This is a genomic window from Vibrio sp. V09_P4A23P171 (genome assembly GCF_963875615.1).
GTDB lineage: Bacteria > Pseudomonadota > Gammaproteobacteria > Enterobacterales > Vibrionaceae > Vibrio > Vibrio anguillarum.
This window is the reverse complement of the sequence record NZ_CAWNMR010000019.1, coordinates 18,882-40,058: the sequence shown is the minus strand read 5'-3', so window position 1 is coordinate 40,058 and position 21,177 is coordinate 18,882. Positions and strand designations below refer to the sequence as shown.

The window sequence follows — 21,177 nt, the reverse complement described above, 5'->3', positions numbered from 1 at the left end:
TACTTGTTGGTCAGTTGCCAATAGAGCATTTCCTGCTTGTTGAGTTTCAGTAATTGCTCTGAGGTTTTCCGATAAACATGGGGCATGCTCATCGAATCACACTCCACGTTAAACACCTCCACAATGACTTCATCGAGGTAGCGTTTAATGCTGCGAGTGGTGCGGTGGATATCGAGTAGGGCTAACTGCTGCTGCAACTCCCTAACGGTAATCCATCGATGTTGAGGAATAAGCATCAGCGTGTGCAGCAAAGCGGATAACCCTTCAATGCTGGTTTTATTGCTCATGACTACGCTCTCAATACATCAAAGCTCCACACCGGAGTCGGACATTTAATGTCGGGAGAATAGAGGTGGGTCAGACACATAATGTCCAACGGTGAAAACAGCATCAATCGGCATCACCAAAGCGTGAGCCGATTAACATTAACGAGGCTTATGCTTATCACTGAGCTCGGCAATCGCTACCAATAACCCAATCAACAGCACCACCAGAAACCCTAAAGTGGATAGGGCTCCAATGGCACCAAAGAACGGGGAAAGTGAAAACAACGTAATGAGGGCAGTGACAAGTTTGATGGTTTGTAGAAGAAGGGAAGTCATGAGTTATTGCGGGGTGACGGCTATCTCGTTGTAAGCGTCCGTATCGACATAGGCAAGAAAGTTATTCTCCCATAGCCGATACAGCTCTTTGGCATCACGGTTACCTTGCATTGGTAGCCAGCCACGATAGGCCACAAAGAACTGTCCAACCCGAAAATCAAAATCCAAGTTGCGCTCTAGCTCTGGATAGTAATTCCCCATATACGCAAAGTCAGTGATGTACTCAATGCTCCATTCTCCTGTTGAGGTTTGGCAAATCGCCATCTCAACCGGATGGAAGCCGCCTTCTTCAGCGCTGTAACTCTTATCGCGAAAGTTAAACACCAGATAACGGCTGGTGGTCAGTGCTTCATTACTCAGCAAGTGAGCGGTGAGTTGCTCACTTAACAGCTTGTGCAGTTTCTTAGACACAGGTAGTAATGATGCTGTGAAGGTTAATTTGGACATGGTGAGTCCTCCTTGTTTCAGGATTCAAATAAGAAATGAGAGATTAGGATTTAGTTGAACGTACCGACCATCGTCAGTTGCACGTCATCAAAGACATTGCGAGAAAGGTGGCGAGCAAAGGCTTTCATCCATACCGAGAGCAGCTCTTGAACTTCTGGGTGGGATAAATCCGTGCTCCCCACATCAGGTTGATAGAACCAGCGATTAGCAAGGTGAAAGTACAACTCAGGCTCAACGGTTGTACTGGTGTCATCGGGATAAGAGAAGCTGGCAAAGAACACTACCAACCAAGGGCTTGAGGTTGACTCTCGCTTAAATTGTACCTCTATCGGGTGCAAACCTTGTCGATGTCGGTAGTAACTTATTTGGCGGCAGTTCAGCACGAGGCGTTCAGCATTCTCTGGGAGAGTGTACCGATTCAGAAGTGCTTCCAGTGACGCATGTAAAGCATCATCAATAGAAAGCTTACCGTAATGTTGCTCTATCATAACCATCCCCTTTCAGCAAACGAGGTGCAGCTATTGCCTGTCACGATATGGTCGAGAACGCGAACGTCCACCAGCGCTAAAGCGTCCTTGAGTCTTTCGGTTATGCGTCTGTCCGCTTGGGAAGGCGTAGAGTCACCGGATGGATGGTTATGGGCAAATATCACCGCTGCCGCATTCACTTCTAATACCGCTTTCACCACTTCTCGTGGGTAAACGCTTGCCGCATCCACCGTTCCATGAAACAGCTCTTTAAACTCAATCAGTCGGTTTTGGTTATCTAGTAACAATAAGGCAAACACTTCGCGCTCATGGCTGCCTAGCTTACAGCGCACATACTCTTTGGTGGCATCAGGGTTAGTGAGGGCATCACCACGCACGTAGCGTGTTGCCAGTATCTCCGCCGCATGCTCTAGGATTTCATTTTCCTGATAGCGTTGCTGCTTTTGGTAATCGGAAGTTTTGGGATTCATTTCAGGCTCCTGTCGGAATCAATGATGGGGATTCACATTGATGACATATGCCTGAATATTTTTGGGTTGGGTGCGTAGTAGTGCTAAGTGATGTCAGTGATGGTTTTTACAAATCAAATTAATGTGAACAAATTTACCTTCTGTTGACAAATAAGGAAAAGTGTTGGATAGTTGACGTGTATTTCACCGCCCTCTCAATTGAGGCACATAAACTCTATGCAAGGTAATGTTAACTATGAAGCAACCATGGGAGCTTAACTCGTCATTAACAAGTCAACGTATTCAGCTGCTTGCATCTTTAATGCGAGAGGTTAGGGACTCAGTTATTGACTTACATGACGATTTTTTGGGGGATTCTGCTCGTTCGACAGGATTAAGGGCGTATGAGTGTTGTCGGAATCAAATCATTCGAGCTTCTGCAAACAAAGAAGTATGGCCTTGGTTAGGTATTGTAAAAAGTGACGGGCGTTTTACCTTTTCTATTGATTCTGTGCCTGTACGTTTATATCGCGGAAAACCTAGCTCGCCTGAGGAACGCAGACTTATTCCTTCAATTGAAGCACTTTGTCAAATGAGTTTACTTTCAGTTGAGGTTGGGGATGCTGCGGCCATTTTATGGTTTTTTGCTATTGAAGTTGATGAGTTGAGATACGTTGAAAGAGTTACGTTTACTGGTTTCCTAGATGGAACGCAGGTCTCTTGTTGGGAAGTACCTCTTGATGAAAAAGTTCCAGCGTTTAACACTATTGGTGTTGAACTCCCTGAGCCAGTAGCTACTCCAAAAGCTCCTGTGTATATAAAAAAGAAAGAGGAAAAAGCTCAAAATGATGGGCAAAGTGATGGTCAATAAATTATGTCGGTAGCATTTTATGGTGAGCGTTTGCGGTTAGCTCGTTTATTAAAAGGTTACACCTTACAAGAATTGGGTGATGCAGTGTCGGTGACTCGACAAAGTATACATCAATATGAGAGTGATATACGTGTTCCTGCTGATGACATAAAAAATGCGTTGGCTGAGTCTTTACAAGTAGAGACAAGTTTTTTTTGTATGCCTCTCTCCGGAGATGTAAAGCCTGAGCAATGTCACTTCCGAAAAAGGCAAACTACACCGGTTAGCGTTAAAAATAGAGTACAAGCGTACAGTACTATTCTTGAGCAGTTAGTGGCAGAGCTACATTTGCATCTAGATTTACCAGCAAATCGCTTTAATTTAGTAGATAACGATAAAATTCCAGAACTGACTTCCCTTGTGATTGAAAAGATAGCAGAGGGTGCTCGTGTTCGATGGGGGGTAACACCTGATGCCCCTATTGATAACATGGTTAATGTTGTCGAGAATCAAGGAGCGATAGTTACTTGCTTTGATGGAGTGTCTGATAAAGTGGATGCTTTATCTGTAAATCGAAAGTTCCCAATTATTATTAGAAATACAGCGAAAGAAAGTGTCTGTAGAATGCGCTTTGATTTAGCGCATGAATGCGGGCATTTGGTCATGCATGATGGTATCGAAACTGGTTGCAAAAAGACAGAAAGAGAAGCAGATGCTTTTGCAAGTGCATTCTTGTTTCCTCGTAAGTCTTTTGCAAGAGAGTTTCCAAGTTGTATTGGTCCTAATGGCACTATTAACTGGAAAGCGGTTTACGATCTGAAGCTACGTTGGAAAGTGAGTGCAAGAGCCATTATATACAGAGCACATTTTTTAGGCTTTTTGAATGCTCAGCAGTACCGAAATGCAAATGTTTGGTTTAGTCAAACGCGTCAAACTCGCAGTGAAAAGTACGATGATCTAGTTCCCCAAGAGACCCCTCATGTATTAGAAGAAAGTTTAACAATGCTCAAAGAACATCTGGGAGTTTCTTTTGAAATGCTGGCTAAAAAACTAGGTGTTGAACCCAAATTGTTGGCTGATATCACAGGGGTAAAGTTTGACGTGGAATCTTCAGATATGTTTGATGATGTCGTTGTGCCATTTAATTTTTAATCATCGTTCTGCATGCTTATCTACCTTTAGCATGTAGCATGCATCCGTTTTCTAAATGAACCCTACTAATGGGTTTCATATCCCACCTTAATCTGGACAAAAAATGTACGCAAAACTGTACGGTCTTTTGAAAGACTTATCTAAAGATTGCATTCTAGAGGAAGAGTTACGCATAGCGTGGACGACAGCCTTTTCATCTGTTGGTATCAAGTTTTATGCTGAAAGAGATAAAAATGATCTGCTATATAATCAGGTTATTATTGAGTTAAAAAACAAAGGGTTATTTAACGGTAAGGTAACTTCTTCTTCGTTTAAAAATGCTGTATATGAACGTCTTGAAAAATATATAAAGCGTCGAGCGGAGGCTGAAGGATTAAATCAAGAAGACTATACCGGTATTGCTACTGATGGCGAGCATATAATCTTTTGTTATATGAGGGATGGTCAAATTACTCACCAAGATCTAATGCCTCTTTCTGAAGTCTCTGTTGCTAAGGTATTAAAATCCTTAAAAAATAATCAACGCAGAGCTCTGGTTAAGGATAACTTGATTGAGGATTTTGGTCATTCTTCTTCGGTTGGTTGCCGTCTCATGACCGCGTTATCTAAAGAATTAACACTTCATGTTAATGATGTAGATAACAACAAGATCAAAATGCTCTTTAGAGAGTGGCAGACATTGTTTGGTCAAGTCTCTGGTTTGACTAACGAACAAGTTAGAAAAATCTCTAAGCAGATTGGTTTTGAAATGCCATTAATAGGCAATGAGAGCACTTCTGGTGCTCTGTTTGTTATACATACATACAATGCCTTAATTATGAAGTTACTGGGGGCTGAACTTGTCTCGTACCTAAATCTTACGCAGTACAAAGATTTTTGTGGGAATTTAGCTTCGTTAGAAGCCAATCATTTACTACAAACTATATGTAATGATATTGAGAGGAGTCAGTTTTTTGAATCGGTTGGAATCAAAGGGTTTGTCGAGGAAGCTATTTTCTCTTGGTATCTTGACGCAACAAACAGTGAGAACTCTTTAGAGATTGTTGAAGCATTAAGAGAAGCTTTAATACAAGTGTCATTATACAGATTTGATGATTTGACTTCAGCGCGCTCTAGGGATGTGCTTAAGGGGTTCTATCAAGCTCTTGTGCCAGAAGTATTGCGTAAAAGTCTAGGTGAGTTCTATACCCCTGATTGGCTGGTGACAGAAACATTATCCCGAGCAGTTGATGGCGAGTGGCTGCATAAAAGAGTATTAGACCCGACTTGTGGGTCTGGATCATTTTTACTGCAAACAATTGGACTAAAGCGTAAAGAGGCTGAAATTTTAGGGCTTGATGCAGAGGAGACTGTAAAGTTAATTCTAGACACTGTTTGGGGGTTTGATTTAAACCCTCTTGCAGTACAGGCTGCAAGAGTTAACTTCTTGATTGCAATATCTGATCTGGTTGTCCAATGTAAGGCAATGAAGGTAGAGCTACCTATCTTATTAGCTGATTCTGTTTATTCTCCATCACAAAGCACGACAGAAGAAGGTAACGTTGTAAAGTATCGTATAGGTAGTACAACGGCGGATCTCTTGATTACAATTCCTACTGAGTTAGCTTTTGATCGTTTAACACTAGATCGAGTTTTTACTGTCATGGGTGAAAGCGTTGATGACGATCTTGAGTATGATGTAGTTAAAGAAAAGTTGATTCGTCGTGGTGTTCTAAAACTAGAGAAAATCGCAGAGTGGGATACCCCATTATCAAATACTTATAATAGGGTATTAGCTTTACATCGAAAAAATTGGAATGGTATTTGGTTTAGAATTATTCGAAATTTTTTCTGGTCGGCTGCTACAGAGCCGTTTGATTTGATTGTTGGGAATCCACCATGGGTTAGATGGTCAGCACTGCCTGAGGATTATCGAACAAAAGTGAAACCAACATGTGAGGAATATGCCATTTTCTCAGAGACTAAGTTTCATGGTGGAAATGAACTAGATATTTCCGGAATGATTACGTATACGGTTTCTGATAAGTGGTTGAAATTTGGTGGGAAATTGGTTTTTGTTTTAACCCAAACTCATTTTCAGTCGCCATCGTCACAAGGATTCCGTAGTTTTAAAATTAAGGATGGATCTTATTTACATCCTAAGTTTGTTGAAGATCTTAAAAGCTTAAAGCCATTCCCGGATGCGGCTAATAAGACAGTGATTGTTGGATTTGAAAAGGTCCAACAGCAAGTAGATCCATACCCAGTCCCTTACTATATATGGAATGCAAAATCTGGTTATAAAAAAGCCCTTTCTGAAAATGATACATTAGATGTAATTTCTAAGGGTATTGTGCGGAACGTTATGGAGGCCAACCCTGTCGGAGAAATAAACTCTCCATGGGCAGTAATGGGCGTAGGTGATTTTGAAAAAACCTCAAATATTAGAGGCAAATCCGATTGGATTGCGGGGCGCAAAGGGGTAACGGCTGATCTGAATAGTATCTACATGGTGGAGATTCTAGATGTTGATCATAAGCGCGGCTTAGTGCTTATAGAAACTCGCCCAGAGGCAGGTAAAAAAGATATTGGAGTCGCTAAGAAGTTCTGGATTGAACCTGAACTACTATACCCTATGGTAAAAGGTGCTGCTGATTTCTCTGCGTTTTGTTTCAATCCTAAGCACAATCTATATCACTTAGTTCCCAATAAGGCGATAACAAAGCAGAAGCTACTTGATGCGGAAGATAGGTTAGAAAATGATTTGCCAGAGACCTTCAGATATTTAGAAGCATATAAGGATAAGTTGCTAGATCGTTCAACATATAAGGCAAGGTTAAACAAATACGCTTTTTATCATATATATAATGTTGGAGAGTACTCTTTTGCACCATATAAGGTCATGTGGGCTGAGCAAAGTGGTACTTTCAAAGCTGCGGTATGTTCATCTAAAGATGTGCCGTTAGTCGGTAGCCGACCCTATGTTCCCGATCATAAAGTTTATTTTGTAGAATGTTACTCAAAAGAAATGGCACATTATATTTGTGGCCTACTTAACTGTGAGCTGGTTAAGAACTATATTGAAAGTCATACAATAAGCATCCAAGTCAGCAATGTTTTTAAACATCTTCGACTGCCAAAATTTGATATGAATTGTTCCGATTCTCTAAGACTCTCATCACTTTCTGAGAGACTACACATATCAACAAAAAATTTAGGCTTTCAGGAGCTTTTGTGTGAAGCAAATCAATTGGCTTTACGCATTATACTTCGCGAAAGAAATGAATAGTCGTGTTTGTACACATATTGTGATTGCTGGATAATAAAAGAGGCTGCATATTCGCAGCCTCTTTTATTTTTTTGTTCCTACGTTATTCATAGGTGCTTTGGTCATTATGAGTGTGGATATTCAGTATCACCCTGCCAATTTAAGCCCTTTTCTCCTCACGAGTGAGACATTCCCCTCAGCGGAAGCGGTTATATGATCGCTCCACCAGCACATGAGCTTTCTGCGTTGCTCAAGATATTCAGCACGATTATAAGCTTTCCGAACTTCATTCTTATCAACATGAGCTAGCGCAGCTTCAATAACGTCAGGATTGAACCCTTGCTCGTTAAGAGTGGTACTTGCTAATGCTCTTAGTCCATGAGAAACCAACTGTCCTTCAAACCCCATCCTTTTCAGCGCCATATTAGCACTCTGACTATTTACATGGCTTTTCGGATCTTTGTTACTTGGGAAGATGAATTCTCTATGACCACTGATTGGCTTCATTATTTCTAAAAGTGCCAAAGTTTGCTCTGTAAGAGGGATTGTGTGGGGACGCTTCATCTTCATTCTTTCTTCAGGAACAACCCACACTTTATTTTGAAAATCTATGTCCTGCCAACGTGCTGTAGCGCTTTCAATCGGTCTTGTCATTGTGTGTAGTTGCCACTCAAGTAAGCAACGAGTAGATAGTGTAATGTTTGCACCAGCTATAGCTTGCATCAACTCTGGTAGTCTTTCTGGTTCGATAGTTACCATATGCTGGCGTTTAGGGGCCGGAAAGAGCTTGGTGATGTCTGCTAGGTAGTTTACTTCTATGTCACCTGATGCTACAGCAAGACGCATAACCTCATTGATTATACGGCATAGTCTTTTAACTGTTTCTAGAGTCCCTTGTGCCTTTACTGGCTCAAGAATACTGAGTACCGTTCTGGGTTTGATGTCTTGGATGGGGACATTCCCAAGTTTAGGTAGGATATGTTTCTCAAGAGCACGATAAGCTTTATCTGCTGTTTCCGGTTTTACGCTTTCTTTCTTGAGTGCTAACCATCTATCAGAAAATTTACCAAAGGTATTTTCAAGCTCAGCTCTTTCTTTTAAGAGCAGTTCATCTTTATGCTGCTTAGGATCGATATTGAGAGCTAAAAGAGTTTTTGCTTCAGAACGTCTTTTCCTTGCCTCGGCAAGAGAGACATCAGGAAAACTGCCAAAGCTTATGTTGTTTCTTTTTTTTGTTATTGGATGAGTGTATTTCAGAATCCATAACTTTGTGCCATTCGTTTTAACACGCAATTGAAGGCCATCACCATCAGAGAGTGTGTATTCTTTGTCGGATTCTTTAGCTTGTTTAACTTGAGTGTTAGTTAAAGGGACCACTCTTTTTGCCATGATGTACCACCAAAATAGTCGATATTTAGCCGTTGGTACATTCGATGGTACATTAAAACGTGGATGTTACAAGATGAGCATAGACAGCTATAGACAAAGATTGCTTGCTAAGTGTTGATTGTATTGGGGTGGATAGACGTTGGTAGACATATGTAGAAGAGAAAGTGGTGGCCCCTCCCAGACTTGAACTGGGGACCAATCGATTATGAGTCGACTGCTCTAACCACTGAGCTAAGGGGCCAAATTAGGTGTGTGATTATAGGGGAAGGAGTTATGAGTGTCTACCCGCAAAATAGGGTAAATACGCTTAGCTTTTATCCACTTAAACTATGAGATACAAAAAAGGTGAGCTTGTGCTCACCTTTTAGATTGGATAGGTTGCGATTACTCGTCTAGGAAGCTGCGCAATGTTTCAGAGCGGCTTGGGTGACGCAGTTTACGCAGTGCTTTCGCTTCAATTTGGCGGATACGCTCACGCGTTACGTCAAACTGCTTACCAACTTCTTCTAGCGTATGGTCTGTATTCATATCAATACCGAAACGCATACGCAGTACTTTCGCTTCACGAGGGGTTAGGCCAGCAAGAACGTCACGAGTCGCTGCTCTTAGGCTGGTGGCCGTAGCAGAATCAAGTGGTAGTTCAAGGGTTGTATCCTCGATAAAGTCACCAAGATGCGAATCTTCGTCGTCACCGATAGGTGTCTCCATCGAGATTGGCTCTTTAGCAATTTTCAGTACTTTACGAATTTTATCTTCTGGCATTTGCATGCGTTCTGCCAATTCTTCTGGCAGAGGCTCGCGGCCCATCTCTTGCAGCATCTGACGTGAGATTCGATTCAGTTTGTTGATCGTTTCGATCATGTGCACTGGAATACGAATAGTACGTGCTTGGTCTGCAATTGAACGTGTGATAGCTTGGCGAATCCACCAAGTGGCGTAAGTTGAGAACTTATAACCACGGCGGTATTCAAACTTATCTACCGCTTTCATCAGGCCGATATTACCTTCTTGGATAAGATCCAAGAACTGCAGGCCACGGTTGGTGTATTTCTTCGCGATAGAAATAACCAGACGCAAGTTTGCTTCAACCATCTCTTTTTTCGCTCGACGAGCTTTCGCTTCACCGATAGACATGCGACGGCTGATGTCTTTAATGTTTTGTACATTCAAAGACGTTTCTTCTTCGATCATTTTCAATTTATGAATTGAACGACGAATGTCTTCTTCTTGCTGTCTGATTTTTTCTGCATAAGGTTTTTCTGAAGCGAGTACTTCATCTAACCATGCATCGCTTGATTCATTGCCAGTGAATAAGGCAATGAATGATTTCTTAGGCATTTTACCGTATTCGACCGCAGCTCTCATGATCAGACGTTCTTGAGTACGAACACGATCCATAGAGGTGCGAAGCTTGTTGACTAGGTAGTCAAATTGCTTTGGCGTGAGTCGGAATTCACGGAAAATATCCAACATCAACTCGGTGGCTTGGGCGGCTTTATTGCTGTCATAGCCATGCTCATTTTTCGCGAGTTGAAGATTTTGATACTTGTTGCGTAGTTCGGTGAATTTTTCTAGCGCAAGCTCAGGGTCGATTCCTGCATCTTCTTCAGAGTCAGTATCTTCGCTGTCGTCATCGTCGTCATCATCGAGGTCGTCTTCATCAGCAAGGTCAGCACTAGCAAGCTCTGAACCGATATGGGTCGCTGTTGGGGCGTTCGTTGCATCTGAGTCAGGATCAACAAAACCTGATATCAGGTCTGTTAAACGAAGTTCTTCAGCAAGAACTTTGTCAAATTGCTCTAAGATGTATGGAATGGTGCCTGGATATTCAGCTACTGCGCGTTGAACTTGGTTAATACCATCTTCAATACGCTTGGCGATATCAATTTCACCTTCGCGAGTCAGCAGTTCTACGGTACCCATTTCGCGCATATACATGCGCACAGGGTCGGTAGTACGACCAATTTCGCTTTCTACACTGGATAATGCAGCGGCTGCAGCTTCGGCAGCATCCTCATCGGTGATTGCGTTGTCATCATTTAGAGCAAGATCATCGGCATCAGGGGCAGTTTCTACCACCTTAATGCCCATGTCATTGATCATCTGAATGATATCTTCTACCTGCTCGGAATCTACGATTTCTGCTGGTAGGTGGTCATTTACTTCGGCGTAGGTCAGATAGCCTTGCTCTTTGCCTTTAATGACAAGTAGTTTTAGCTGTGACTGCGGATTTTGATCCATAGACGGTATCCAACTTCATATCTGGTGAAGGAATTAGTATGCGAAATGCAAACCACATATACTAACAAATTTATTCATTGCTGACTATTTAAACTGGGTTACGCTTTCAAGTCTTTCATTAAGTCTTGAAGCTCCCGTCTCTCTTCGGCTGATAAACCGACGCTTCTTTCTTTTGCCTGCAGGTTTTCAATTTGCTTTTCGATGCATTGAGCCAATATTTTGTCCAATGAATCTAAAAATAGTTCTTCTTGGTTGTCTTCAACAAGTGGAATTTCCCAACTTGCGAGGCGAGACAGAAGGGTCTCGTTTTTATTACCGCGCCAGTGTTCAAGCAATTGGCCTGTAGTAATATTGGGGTACGCTTGACAATTCTCAAGTACCTCAATTAATAAACTTAAACCGGGTATGGGCAAGGATTGAACGCTGGAAATATCAGGCACCATTTCAGCATAGCTTGGATTTTGAATAAGCAAAGCGATCACTTCACGCATCGGTGTGCGTTTGAGCTCTTTGTGTGGCTGTGAGCGGTGTTTGTCTGATTCTGGCAGTGATGGCTTTTTATAAATCCCAGTTTTTTGCCCTAATATTTTGAGCAATTGCGCTTGTAGAGATGTGTCTGGCACTTTATTAATCAGTGGTAGTGCCAGCGCCTCAAGCGCCGCTTTCCCTTCGTTATTACCGACATCAACTTGTGACAGTAGGTTGGTAAATAGGTATTTGGATAAGGGTTCAGCATCTTGCACTAACTGTTCAAAGGCCGCTTTTCCATGGGTTCTGATGTAGCTATCTGGGTCTTCACCGTCAGGTAAAAACAGGAATTTAAGAATATTGCCACTTTTGAGATAACTCAACGCATTTTCCAGTGCACGCCACGCCGCTTCTCGCCCTGCTCGGTCACCATCATAGCAACAGACCACCGTATTGGTTTGGCGAAAAAGCAGTTGCAGGTGATCGCCTGTAGTTGAGGTTCCTAGCGAAGCAACCGAGTAGTCGACCCCATATTGCGCCAGAGCCACCACATCCATATAACCTTCAACCACTAATATTTGCGGGGGTTCACGATAGGCTTGCATGACATCGTATAGGCCATACAGCTCTTTACCTTTATGGAAAATGGGAGTTTCTGGTGAGTTCAGGTATTTTGGCGTTCCATCACCAGTAACGCGTCCACCAAAGCCGATCACTCGTCCGCGGCGGTCGCGAATGGGAAACATAATACGTCCACGAAAACGATCGTAGCGATTGCCTTTGTCATTTTCGATCAACATGCCGCCAGTGACGAGCATCTCTTGGCTTTCTTGTTGTTGGCCGAAGTTTTTGCGCACTAAATCCCATTCGTCAGCAATATAGCCAATACCAAATTTCTGCACGATTTCGCCAGAAAGACCGCGATCTTTCAGATACTCGATGGCATGACGATTACCCGGAACTTTGAGTTGGTTGCGGTAAAACTGCGCAATGCTGCCCATTAAGTCATAAAGGGTGCGTTTTTCTTCACTATTGGCTTTAGGGGCTGATGAGAAATGGCCACTAGAGCGTTGCTCTCGGGGAACTTCTAGCCCCACAAAAGAAGCCAATTCTTCGATGGCCTCTACGAATTCAAGGCGTTCATATTCCATCATGAAGTCGATGGCGTTGCCATGCACGCCACAACCAAAGCAGTGATAGAACTGTTTTTCTTGGCTTACACTAAATGAGGGCGTTTTTTCATTATGGAATGGACAGCAAGCACCGTAGTTCTTACCTTTTTTCTTAAGTTTCACACGTGCGTCTATGATGTCGACAATATCAAGTCGAGCAAGGAGATCATCAATAAAACTGCGAGGGATGTGTCCTGCCATAAAACCTAAAAGAAAAGATTAAAACGAATGATTAGATACAAACAAGCCGTGCGCTCCAGAGGATAGCACGGCTTGATGCAATTTGATGCGGGCATTTAAGCGAGTTTAGTTCGAACTAATCCGCTGACTTTACCCATATCTGCACGCCCTTGAATTTGCGGTTTCAAGACAGCCATCACTTTCCCCATGTCTTGCATGCCAGCAGCAGCGGACTGGGTGATCGCATCATCAATTAATGCGCTCACTTCATCATCGCTCAATGGCTGAGGCATAAATGCCTCAAGGATAGTGATTTCTGCTTGCTCTGCATCTGCGAGATCTTGACGATTGGCAGCTTCATATTGAGCGACAGAGTCGCGACGCTGTTTAACCATTTTTACCATCACAGCAAGAATATCGTCGTCGTTCAGAGTGATCTGCTCGTCGACTTCTCGTTGTTTGATCGCGGATAAGGCTAAACGAATAGTGCCAAGGCGTACTTTATCCTTGGCTTTCATCGCTAATTTTTGCTCTTCTTTGAGGATATCAATTAGAGCCATAACTCTTGTTCCTTAATGGAAAAAGGTTATTAGTACAGGCGAACGCGACGTGCGTTTTCGCGAGCTAGCTTCTTAGCGTGACGCTTTTGAGCTGCTGCTTTAGCGCGTTTGCGAACGGTAGTTGGTTTTTCATAGTGCTCACGACGACGCACTTCAGAAAGGATACCTGCTTTTTCGCAAGAGCGCTTGAAACGACGTAATGCAACATCGAACGGTTCGTTTTCACGTACTTTAACTATTGGCATATGCCTTTCACCTCAGGGGTTATTCGTTAACGCTGATATTTTGAGGCTTAAACCACAAGATTTCTTGTCTGTTTGCTCGGTTATCAGCTTGATCAAAAATGGTGCGGAATTTTAATCCGATCGCAATAGCTTTGTAAAGCACTTTGTCGATTATAGTCTGTACAAAATTTGTTTACGGAGCCAAGGCGGGGTAACATGGCGGCCATTTCCAATTGTTGATGAAAGCGTGCTGAGAAAATTATGCGCATTATTGGTATTGAAACCTCGTGTGACGAGACTGGCATCGCCATTTATGACGAAGAGAAAGGCTTACTTTCTCATCAATTGTACAGCCAAGTAAAACTGCACGCCGATTACGGCGGTGTGGTGCCGGAGCTTGCTTCTAGAGACCATGTTAAAAAGACCATTCCACTGATAAAAGCAGCGATGGCTGAAGCGAATTTGACGCCTGCGGATATTGATGGCGTGGCTTACACCGCAGGTCCTGGTTTAGTGGGTGCGCTGCTTGTTGGCGCGACGATTGGCCGTAGTTTGGCTTATGCGTGGAATGTGCCTGCGGTGCCTGTTCACCATATGGAAGGGCACCTTTTAGCTCCGATGCTTGAAGATAATCCGCCTCCGTTTCCGTTTGTGGCCGTACTGGTTTCCGGTGGTCATTCCATGATGGTAGAGGTGAAAGGGATTGGTGAATATAAGATCCTCGGAGAGTCTATTGATGACGCGGCCGGTGAGGCGTTTGATAAAACCGCGAAGCTGATGGGGCTTGATTATCCTGGGGGGCCATTGTTGGCTCGTTTGGCTGAAAAAGGAACGCCAGGGCGTTTTAAGTTTCCGCGTCCGATGACGGATCGACCAGGGTTAGACATGAGTTTCTCTGGTTTAAAAACATTTACAGCCAATACGATTGCAGCTAATGAGAATGATGATCAGACCCGAGCGGATATTGCGTATGCCTTTCAAGAGGCGGTGTGTGGCACTTTAGTGATTAAGTGCAAACGCGCCCTTGAGCAAACTGGCATGAAACGCATTGTTATTGCCGGTGGCGTGAGTGCCAATAAACAGTTACGCGCAGAGCTTGGCGCACTGGCGAAAAAAATTGGTGGTGAAGTGTATTACCCGCGTACTGAGTTTTGTACCGACAACGGTGCAATGATTGCTTATGCGGGTATGCAGCGTTTAAAAAATGGTGAGACAGTCGATTTAGCGGTGCAGGCAACACCTCGCTGGCCGATTGATCAACTTAAACCCATTATTTAGCGGGTGTCGCAACGGTCTCTTTTTAGAGGCCGTTTTGTTCTTTGGTACTTCCGTTTCTGTGGCGTTCTGTATTGATTTTAATTAGCCATTGCTTACATTCTGCTCTGAGCTGTTATCGCTCATATCAATGCTACAATGCCAACCTACTTTACTAATATTGGATTCACAATGAAGACATTTGTTATTGATGATTGCCAGATGCGTTATTTGGATCAAGGGCAAGGTGAAGTGCTTGTTTTCGGTCACAGTTATCTGTGGGACAGCGCAATGTGGGCACCTCAGGTGGAAGCGTTGAGTCAACACTACCGCTGTATCGTGCCTGATTTATGGGCGCATGGTCAGTCAGATTTCGCACCGTCATCCATGAACACACTGAAAGATTATGCTCAGCATATTTTGGCTTTGATGGACCACTTATCGATTGAGCAGTTTTCTATCATTGGTCTTTCTGTAGGTGGAATGTGGGGGGCTGAGTTAGCCGTTCTTGCGCCTGCGCGCGTGAAATCATTAGTGATGATGGATACCTTTGTTGGTCTAGAGCCTGAAGTCAGCCATGCAAAATATTTTGCCATGCTCGATGCGATTGCGGCGATGCAGCAAGTGCCATCACCGATTGTTGATGCAGTTGTACCGATGTTTTTTGCAAAAGATGGCGAGCAGCAATCTCCGACATTAGTGGCTGGATTCAAGCAACATTTATCGGCGCTTACTGGTCAACAAGCGGTGGAAGTGGCTCGGTTGGGGAAAATGATCTTCGGTCGTCGTGACATGATTGAAGAGGTGGAACAATTGAGGTTGCCAGTGTTGATTGCAGCTGGCGCTGAAGATATGCCTCGTCCGCCTCTTGAGGCTTACTTAATGAATGATGCCATTCACGGCAGTGAGTTAGAGGTTATTGCTAATGCTGGACATATCAGTAACTTAGAGCAACCTGAATACGTTACCGCCATGTTGACCCGTTTCTTGAAAAAAGCGCTTAGCTAGTCTTCCCTTATTAGCGGGTCATGCTTAATCAAAAAAGGCTTCGTAAGAGGCCTTTTACTTATTCGTCATTGACGTTATTTGCAAGCGGGTTTATCCATCATCCAAGCTAGCTCAAGAACCAAGCGTTTTTTTCTCACCCACTTTCGGCTCTGTGCCAGCCAATAACCGTTTAATATTTTGGTGATGGCGAAACACGATAAGGCAGCACAGCATTGCTACCGGTAAGGTATATTGCGGTTTGATCAACCAAGTGTAGAACGGAGCGAGCAGCACGGTAACCAAAGCCGCTAAGGATGAATAGCGAAATAAAAATGCAACGCTGACCCAAGTCAATATGATAAGTGCGGTGAGATCTAAACCGATCGGTGCGATTGCTCCCAGTGCTGTTGCAACACCTTTTCCGCCTTTAAAATGAAAGAAAATAGGATACATATGGCCAAGGCAAGCGGCGATGGCGACTAGGCCCAATAGAATGGGGTCAATCCCCAAATAGTAGCTGCCCCATACTGGAATAGTACCTTTGAGCATGTCACACAGCAGTACCGCGATGGCGGCTTTTTTTCCACCAATGCGTAATACGTTAGTTGCACCGGGGTTATTTGAGCCCATATTGCGAGGATCGGGCAGGCGTAATAAACGGCAGATCAACACCGCACTTGAGATCGAACCCAGTAAATAGGCAGAAATGATCATTATCAGTGCGAGTGGTGTCATAAGTACCTCTGCAGTGGAAATGCCCTAAAGCAAGTTCACAAGCCATTGTTAACCATGATGAAAAGCAAAAAAATGTTTTGGATTTCGCATCTCGACTCAGTTTGGGTATATGATATCGCGATTAGGCAAAATAGTACGATTTTTTACGTAATTAGGGTATCCGACCTCTAGAGGAAGAGACGCAAAAATGGACAAAGTCTTTATTGAACAGCTGACGGTAATTACGACCATTGGCGTGTATGATTGGGAACAAGAGATTAAGCAGAAGTTGGTGCTCGACATCGAAATGGCGCACGACAATCAACCCGCAGGTAAAAGTGATGATGTGAGCGATGCATTAGACTACGCACAAGTGAGTCAAGCGGTGATCGCACATATTGAAAATGGTCGCTTTTTATTGGTAGAGCGTGTTGCAGAAGAAGTAGCAGAGCTTCTGATGCAGCGTTTTTCCGTTCCTTGGGTTAAAATTCGCTTAGCAAAGCCCGGCGCGGTAGCACAGGCATCCAGTGTTGGCGTTATTATTGAGCGAGGCGATGCATGACTACGGTCTATGTTGGCGTCGGTTCTAATATTGAAAGACGCAAACATATCGAAGTGGCCATCGAGGAATTGTCGACCATCGGAAATCATCTACAGATCTCGACCATTTACGAATGTGCATCGGTTGGGTTCAATAGTGCGGCCTTTTATAATTTAGTCGTTGCGCTGGAAACAAGGCTTTCGTTGAGTGATTTCGTGGCGCAACTTCGAGCGATTGAATCTCGATGGGGGCGCGACCCGCAGGCGAAAAAATTTCAAGATCGCACCTTAGATCTCGATATCATCTTGTTTGGTGAAGACATTTCAGCGCAAGATCCTGAACTGCCACGCAGTGATATCTTTAAATATCCATTTGTCATACAACCACTTTACGATTTGTCACCGGAACGGATCGTTCCCAATGATGGTCGTAGTGTGCGTCAAATATGGCAACAGGCGATCAACTTAGAATCGCTCACCCCTGTCAAACTTTGGTTCGACATTAATTAATAAGAGTCAGTAATGAGTTATTTAGAAGCGTTTTTTTTGGCTTTGATTCAAGGCTTAACCGAATTTTTACCTATCTCCAGCTCCGCCCATTTAATTTTGCCTTCAGCCATTTTAGGCTGGGAAGATCAAGGTCTTGCCTTTGATGTGGCGGTGCATGTCGGCACATTAGCTGCCGTGGTTATCTATTTTAGGAAAGAAGTCGTGACTTTACTGCGCGCTTTTTTTGCCTCGATTTTTAAAGGCGAGCGCAGTAAAGAATCGAAACTGGCATGGATGATCGTACTAGCAACCATTCCTGCCTGTATTTTCGGCTTTTTTATGAAAGATATTGTTGAACTCTACCTACGCAGTGCTTGGGTGATAGCAACCACCACTATTATTTTTGGTCTATTACTGTGGTATGTCGATAAAAACGCTCCATTAGCGGATGATGAATACCAAGCCGATTGGAAAAAATCGCTGATGATTGGTTTGGCACAAGCAGTTGCGGTGATCCCCGGTACCTCTCGCTCAGGAGCGACCATCACTGCGGCGTTGTATCTTGGTTTTACTCGTGAAGCGGCCGCGCGTTTTTCTTTCTTGATGTCGATTCCTATCATTGTTTTGGCGGGTGGCTATTTAGGGTTAAAGCTGGTGACCAGTGGCGAACCTGTGCATTTTGGTTTCTTAACAACGGGTATCCTGACCTCCTTTATCAGTGCTTATATTTGTATCCATTTCTTCTTAAAACTGATTTCTAAAATGGGTATGACTCCGTTTGTCATTTACCGTTTAATTCTCGGTGGCGGCTTATTTGCGTTCCTAATGATGAGTTAAATAAAGGCTTGTGGTATAAATAGCCATCATTTTCGTGCTGTGTTAGAGCGTCACTTTTTTTAAACAGCACGCTTTGTTTATCGTTTACGTTCTCTTTCATAGTGAACGTTTTGAATGGTTATAGATGTGATGCGACTTTTTGCGGTGACATTGGCGTTATTATTCGGTTTATTACAGTACGATTTGTGGCTCGGTAAAAATGGCATTGCTGATTATCGAACCATTGTCGATGAAATTGACGTGCAGCAACAAGTAAACGAAAACCTAACGCTACGAAATTCGGAAATGTTCGTCGAAATTGATGATTTACGACAAGGATTGGACGCGATTGAAGAGCGAGCGCGTCATGAATTAGGAATGATAAAAGCAGGTGAAACTTTCTATCGATTGGTCGGTGAGGATAGTCAATAAATGCCGCACAGTACGCTTTCTCTTACCGCGATTGTACCGGCTGCTGGTGTTGGCAGCCGAATGCAAGCAGATCGTCCGAAACAGTATTTAACCATACACAACAAAACCGTTCTCGAACACACAATAGCGACGCTGCTCGCGCACCCTAATATTGATCGCGTTGTTGTCGCCGTCAGTGACGATGATCCTTACTATTTTGCTCTGCCATTAGCCACTAACCCCAATGTTATTCGTGTCAGCGGTGGTCAAGAGCGAGCCGACTCAGTGCTCTCGGCGCTGCAATATGTTTTAGCTAATTCCCTAGGTGAATGGGTTCTCGTGCATGATGCAGCGCGGCCTTGTCTTACTTTTGCAGATATTGACCGATTGATTACGACGGCTAAAGAGCATCCTGTAGGTGCGATTTTAGCTGCACCCGTTCGAGACACAATGAAGCGTGCTGATGGCGAAAACAACATTGATCATACCGTTGATCGCGTCGCATTATGGCATGCACTCACCCCACAGATGTTTAGAGCCAAGCCGCTTTTTGAGGCTTTATCGGATGCGTTAGATCAGCAAGTCATCATCACCGATGAAGCATCCGCAATGGAGTGGCAAGGGTTACATCCAGCGTTGGTCGCTGGGCGGGCGGATAATCTAAAAATTACGCAACCCGAAGATCTCGCTTTAGCTGAGTTTTACTTAGGTCGTACTTCCTCACTAGCCGCAATAGGAAATAACCATGATTAGAATTGGCCACGGTTTTGATGTTCATAAGTTTGGCGGTGAAGGCCCAGTCATCATTGGGGGAATTGCCGTTCCTTATGAGCAAGGCTTAATTGCTCATTCCGATGGTGATGTCGCCTTGCATGCTTTAAGTGATGCGCTGCTTGGCGCGATTGCCGCAGGTGATATTGGCCGCCATTTCCCCGATACCGATGATAAATGGAAAGGGGCAGATAGCCGTGAATTATTGAAAGATGTCTATCGCCGTGTGAAAGCGCAAGGCTACCGTTTAGGAAATGCCGACGTCACCATTATCGCGCAAGCGCCGAAGATGGCGCCGTATATTGAAGCGATGTGCGCTGCCATTGCGCAAGATCTTGAAACGACGCTAGATAATATTAACGTCAAAGCAACCACAACCGAGCGCCTTGGTTTCACTGGGCGCAAAGAAGGTATTGCTTGCGAAGCGGTTGTCTTATTGATCAAATGTACTACAGATTAAATGCACGGTTGATCAAAGCATAATATTGCCTTAATAAAACGACCCAGCAAATTGAAGAGGTAATGGCAATTCACTTGCCTCTCCTTCTATGTAAAAACACGTTATTGATGGACTTCCGCCAACGAATGGCACGCTCAGTAACGCGCAATAGCGGCTCATGCGTCGCTGTTTTTATTATTACCGCCAACTCGCGTCAGCGACGGATGAAAACATGTCAGATATATTATCTTCATTGGCTTACCTTTGTGGTAAACCAGCCGCTAAAGCCAAAATAAAAGCCAAGCCAGAGCACTTTAAAGTGATTGAAGACTTAGGATTCGAACTGGCAGGAAGTGGTGAACACTTAATGGTTCATATTCGTAAAACTGGTGAAAATACCAGTTTTGTGGTCAATGAATTGGCTAAAGCATGTGGTGTGAAATCAAAAGATGTGAGTTGGGCTGGTCTGAAAGATCGTCATGCGGTTACGCAGCAGTGGCTCAGTGTACATTTACCAAAAGGTGAGACGCCAGATTTCACCGAGTTTTTGGCTCAATATCCGAGCATCGAAATTCTGGAAACTACGCGTCACAATAAAAAGTTGCGCCCCGGAGATTTAGTCGGCAATCATTTTGAAATCACGCTTTCTGAAGTCACCGACACCGCCGAAGTAGTGACGCGATTAGAGCACATCGCCACGCACGGTGTGCCTAATTATTTTGGTAGCCAACGTTTTGGCAATCACGGCAATAACCTCAGTGAAGCGCGTCGCTGGGGAAAAGAGAACGTGCGTTCACGTAACCAAAATCAGCGCAGTTTGTATCTCTCGGCGGCCCGTTCGTGGATTTTCAACCAAATTGTCTCTGCCCGTATCGAGCAAGATAAGTTACACCAATTTATCGAAGGAGATATCGCACTTGAGGGAGAGAAAACGACCTTAGTTACCTTGGCGAATCTTACCGATCTCAATAACAAACTGGCATTGAATGAAGTGCAAATAAGTGCTGCTTTGGCGGGCGATAACGCACTACCGACGCAAGGTGAGGCTTTAGATTTAGAACAAGTTCACCTTGATGCTGAACCTGACTTGATGGCACTGATTCGCAGCAATCGTATGCGTCATGAGCGCCGGGCGCTGATGCTTAAGCCTCAGAATATTTCTTGGACAGTTGAACAAGACAATGTGACGTTACGTTTTGATTTAGATGCAGGAAGTTTTGCTACCTCAGTCATTCGCGAATTGGTTGAAGAGATAGCGGTTGAACGCGAGTTCTAAGGATAAAACTC

The 21,177-nt window shown here is 43.8% G+C and carries 22 protein-coding genes, 1 tRNA gene and 1 pseudogene; 12 read left to right on the top strand and 12 right to left on the bottom strand.

Features of this window, described 5'->3' with window-relative positions; genetic code table 11:
- The 5 genes and pseudogenes from AACT23_RS07540 to radC form a co-directional block, all read right to left on the bottom strand.
- A pseudogene (locus tag AACT23_RS07540) lies at window positions 1-287 on the bottom strand (transcriptional regulator); the annotation flags it as partial.
- A gap of 138 nt (window positions 288-425) precedes the next feature.
- Complete coding sequence (locus AACT23_RS07535) at window positions 426-602, bottom strand: hypothetical protein (protein ID WP_015296107.1); 177 nt, start codon at window positions 600-602, stop codon at window positions 426-428.
- A gap of 3 nt (window positions 603-605) precedes the next feature.
- Entirely contained in the window at window positions 606-1,049 is a 444-nt protein-coding gene (locus AACT23_RS07530) for a DUF2787 domain-containing protein (RefSeq protein WP_094129989.1), read from the bottom strand.
- 50 nt (window positions 1,050-1,099) lie between these two features.
- Window positions 1,100-1,537: a DUF2787 domain-containing protein gene (locus AACT23_RS07525; protein ID WP_075989496.1), complete on the bottom strand. Its 438-nt coding sequence runs from the start codon at window positions 1,535-1,537 to the stop codon at window positions 1,100-1,102.
- The gene (radC, locus tag AACT23_RS07520) at window positions 1,534-2,007 is read right to left on the bottom strand and encodes a RadC family protein (RefSeq protein ID WP_094129986.1); all 474 of its coding nucleotides are present in this window, start codon (window positions 2,005-2,007) and stop codon (window positions 1,534-1,536) included. Before radC ends, AACT23_RS07525 begins: the two co-directional genes overlap by 4 nt.
- A 235-nt stretch (window positions 2,008-2,242) precedes the next feature.
- On the opposite strand from radC, the gene AACT23_RS07515 reads away from it, so the two are divergent.
- The 3 genes from AACT23_RS07515 to AACT23_RS07505 all read left to right on the top strand — a co-directional run bounded on the left by AACT23_RS07515 (window position 2,243) and on the right by AACT23_RS07505 (window position 7,256).
- Window positions 2,243-2,857 carry a peroxidase gene (locus tag AACT23_RS07515; RefSeq protein WP_217899562.1) on the top strand — a complete coding sequence of 205 codons (615 nt, stop codon included), beginning with the start codon at window positions 2,243-2,245 and terminating at the stop codon, window positions 2,855-2,857.
- Between the two features lie 3 nt (window positions 2,858-2,860).
- Entirely contained in the window at window positions 2,861-3,988 is a 1,128-nt protein-coding gene (locus tag AACT23_RS07510) for a helix-turn-helix domain-containing protein (protein WP_000109335.1), read from the top strand.
- Between the two features lie 103 nt (window positions 3,989-4,091).
- Window positions 4,092-7,256 carry an N-6 DNA methylase gene (locus AACT23_RS07505; RefSeq protein ID WP_094129983.1) on the top strand — a complete coding sequence of 1,055 codons (3,165 nt, stop codon included), beginning with the start codon at window positions 4,092-4,094 and terminating at the stop codon, window positions 7,254-7,256.
- Between the two features lie 126 nt (window positions 7,257-7,382).
- On the opposite strand, the gene AACT23_RS07500 is transcribed toward AACT23_RS07505, so the two are convergent.
- From AACT23_RS07500 to rpsU, 6 genes are all read right to left on the bottom strand, one after another.
- The gene (locus AACT23_RS07500; RefSeq protein WP_001129564.1) at window positions 7,383-8,624 is read right to left on the bottom strand and encodes an integrase domain-containing protein; all 1,242 of its coding nucleotides are present in this window, start codon (window positions 8,622-8,624) and stop codon (window positions 7,383-7,385) included.
- Window positions 8,625-8,789: 165 nt separating this feature from the next.
- Window positions 8,790-8,865 (bottom strand) — tRNA-Ile (locus tag AACT23_RS07495).
- 143 nt (window positions 8,866-9,008) lie between these two features.
- The gene (rpoD, locus tag AACT23_RS07490) at window positions 9,009-10,865 is read right to left on the bottom strand and encodes an RNA polymerase sigma factor RpoD (RefSeq protein ID WP_013857727.1); all 1,857 of its coding nucleotides are present in this window, start codon (window positions 10,863-10,865) and stop codon (window positions 9,009-9,011) included.
- Between the two features lie 98 nt (window positions 10,866-10,963).
- Window positions 10,964-12,706: a DNA primase gene (gene dnaG / locus AACT23_RS07485; protein WP_013857726.1), complete on the bottom strand. Its 1,743-nt coding sequence runs from the start codon at window positions 12,704-12,706 to the stop codon at window positions 10,964-10,966.
- Between the two features lie 95 nt (window positions 12,707-12,801).
- A complete protein-coding gene (locus AACT23_RS07480) occupies window positions 12,802-13,245 on the bottom strand; it encodes a GatB/YqeY domain-containing protein (RefSeq protein WP_010318215.1) in 444 nt (147 codons plus the stop codon).
- Window positions 13,246-13,274: 29 nt separating this feature from the next.
- A complete protein-coding gene (gene rpsU / locus AACT23_RS07475; RefSeq protein ID WP_004396009.1) occupies window positions 13,275-13,490 on the bottom strand; it encodes a 30S ribosomal protein S21 in 216 nt (71 codons plus the stop codon).
- A 240-nt stretch (window positions 13,491-13,730) separates the two neighbouring features.
- On the opposite strand from rpsU, the gene tsaD reads away from it, so the two are divergent.
- Entirely contained in the window at window positions 13,731-14,747 is a 1,017-nt protein-coding gene (gene tsaD, locus AACT23_RS07470) for a tRNA (adenosine(37)-N6)-threonylcarbamoyltransferase complex transferase subunit TsaD (RefSeq protein ID WP_017046706.1), read from the top strand.
- 135 nt (window positions 14,748-14,882) lie between these two features.
- Entirely contained in the window at window positions 14,883-15,731 is an 849-nt protein-coding gene (locus AACT23_RS07465; protein WP_094129980.1) for an alpha/beta fold hydrolase, read from the top strand.
- Window positions 15,732-15,842: 111 nt separating this feature from the next.
- Here AACT23_RS07465 and plsY read toward each other — a convergent pair whose 3' ends face one another.
- Window positions 15,843-16,445, bottom strand: a complete 603-nt coding sequence (gene plsY / locus AACT23_RS07460) for a glycerol-3-phosphate 1-O-acyltransferase PlsY (RefSeq protein WP_017047525.1) — start codon at window positions 16,443-16,445, stop codon at window positions 15,843-15,845.
- A 187-nt stretch (window positions 16,446-16,632) separates the two neighbouring features.
- Between plsY and folB the strand changes: the two genes are divergently transcribed.
- The 7 genes from folB to truD all read left to right on the top strand — a co-directional run bounded on the left by folB (window position 16,633) and on the right by truD (window position 21,166).
- Complete coding sequence (gene folB, locus AACT23_RS07455) at window positions 16,633-16,986, top strand: bifunctional dihydroneopterin aldolase/7,8-dihydroneopterin epimerase (RefSeq protein WP_013857722.1); 354 nt, start codon at window positions 16,633-16,635, stop codon at window positions 16,984-16,986.
- Window positions 16,983-17,474: a 2-amino-4-hydroxy-6-hydroxymethyldihydropteridine diphosphokinase gene (folK, locus tag AACT23_RS07450; RefSeq protein WP_013857721.1), complete on the top strand. Its 492-nt coding sequence runs from the start codon at window positions 16,983-16,985 to the stop codon at window positions 17,472-17,474. Before folB ends, folK begins: the two co-directional genes overlap by 4 nt.
- Before the next feature lie 12 nt (window positions 17,475-17,486).
- Window positions 17,487-18,290 (top strand): undecaprenyl-diphosphate phosphatase, encoded by an 804-nt coding sequence (locus tag AACT23_RS07445; protein WP_013857720.1) that lies wholly within the window; start codon window positions 17,487-17,489, stop codon window positions 18,288-18,290.
- Window positions 18,291-18,419: 129 nt separating this feature from the next.
- A complete protein-coding gene (gene ftsB, locus AACT23_RS07440) occupies window positions 18,420-18,701 on the top strand; it encodes a cell division protein FtsB (RefSeq protein ID WP_026028366.1) in 282 nt (93 codons plus the stop codon).
- Entirely contained in the window at window positions 18,702-19,433 is a 732-nt protein-coding gene (gene ispD, locus AACT23_RS07435; RefSeq protein ID WP_010320457.1) for a 2-C-methyl-D-erythritol 4-phosphate cytidylyltransferase, read from the top strand.
- Complete coding sequence (gene ispF / locus AACT23_RS07430) at window positions 19,426-19,911, top strand: 2-C-methyl-D-erythritol 2,4-cyclodiphosphate synthase (RefSeq protein WP_013857718.1); 486 nt, start codon at window positions 19,426-19,428, stop codon at window positions 19,909-19,911. The genes ispD and ispF overlap by 8 nt, the downstream gene beginning before the upstream one ends.
- A 157-nt stretch (window positions 19,912-20,068) precedes the next feature.
- Window positions 20,069-21,166, top strand: coding sequence for a tRNA pseudouridine(13) synthase TruD (gene truD / locus AACT23_RS07425; RefSeq protein WP_094129977.1), 1,098 nt, complete (start codon window positions 20,069-20,071; stop codon window positions 21,164-21,166).
- Window positions 21,167-21,177: the final 11 nt, after the last annotated feature.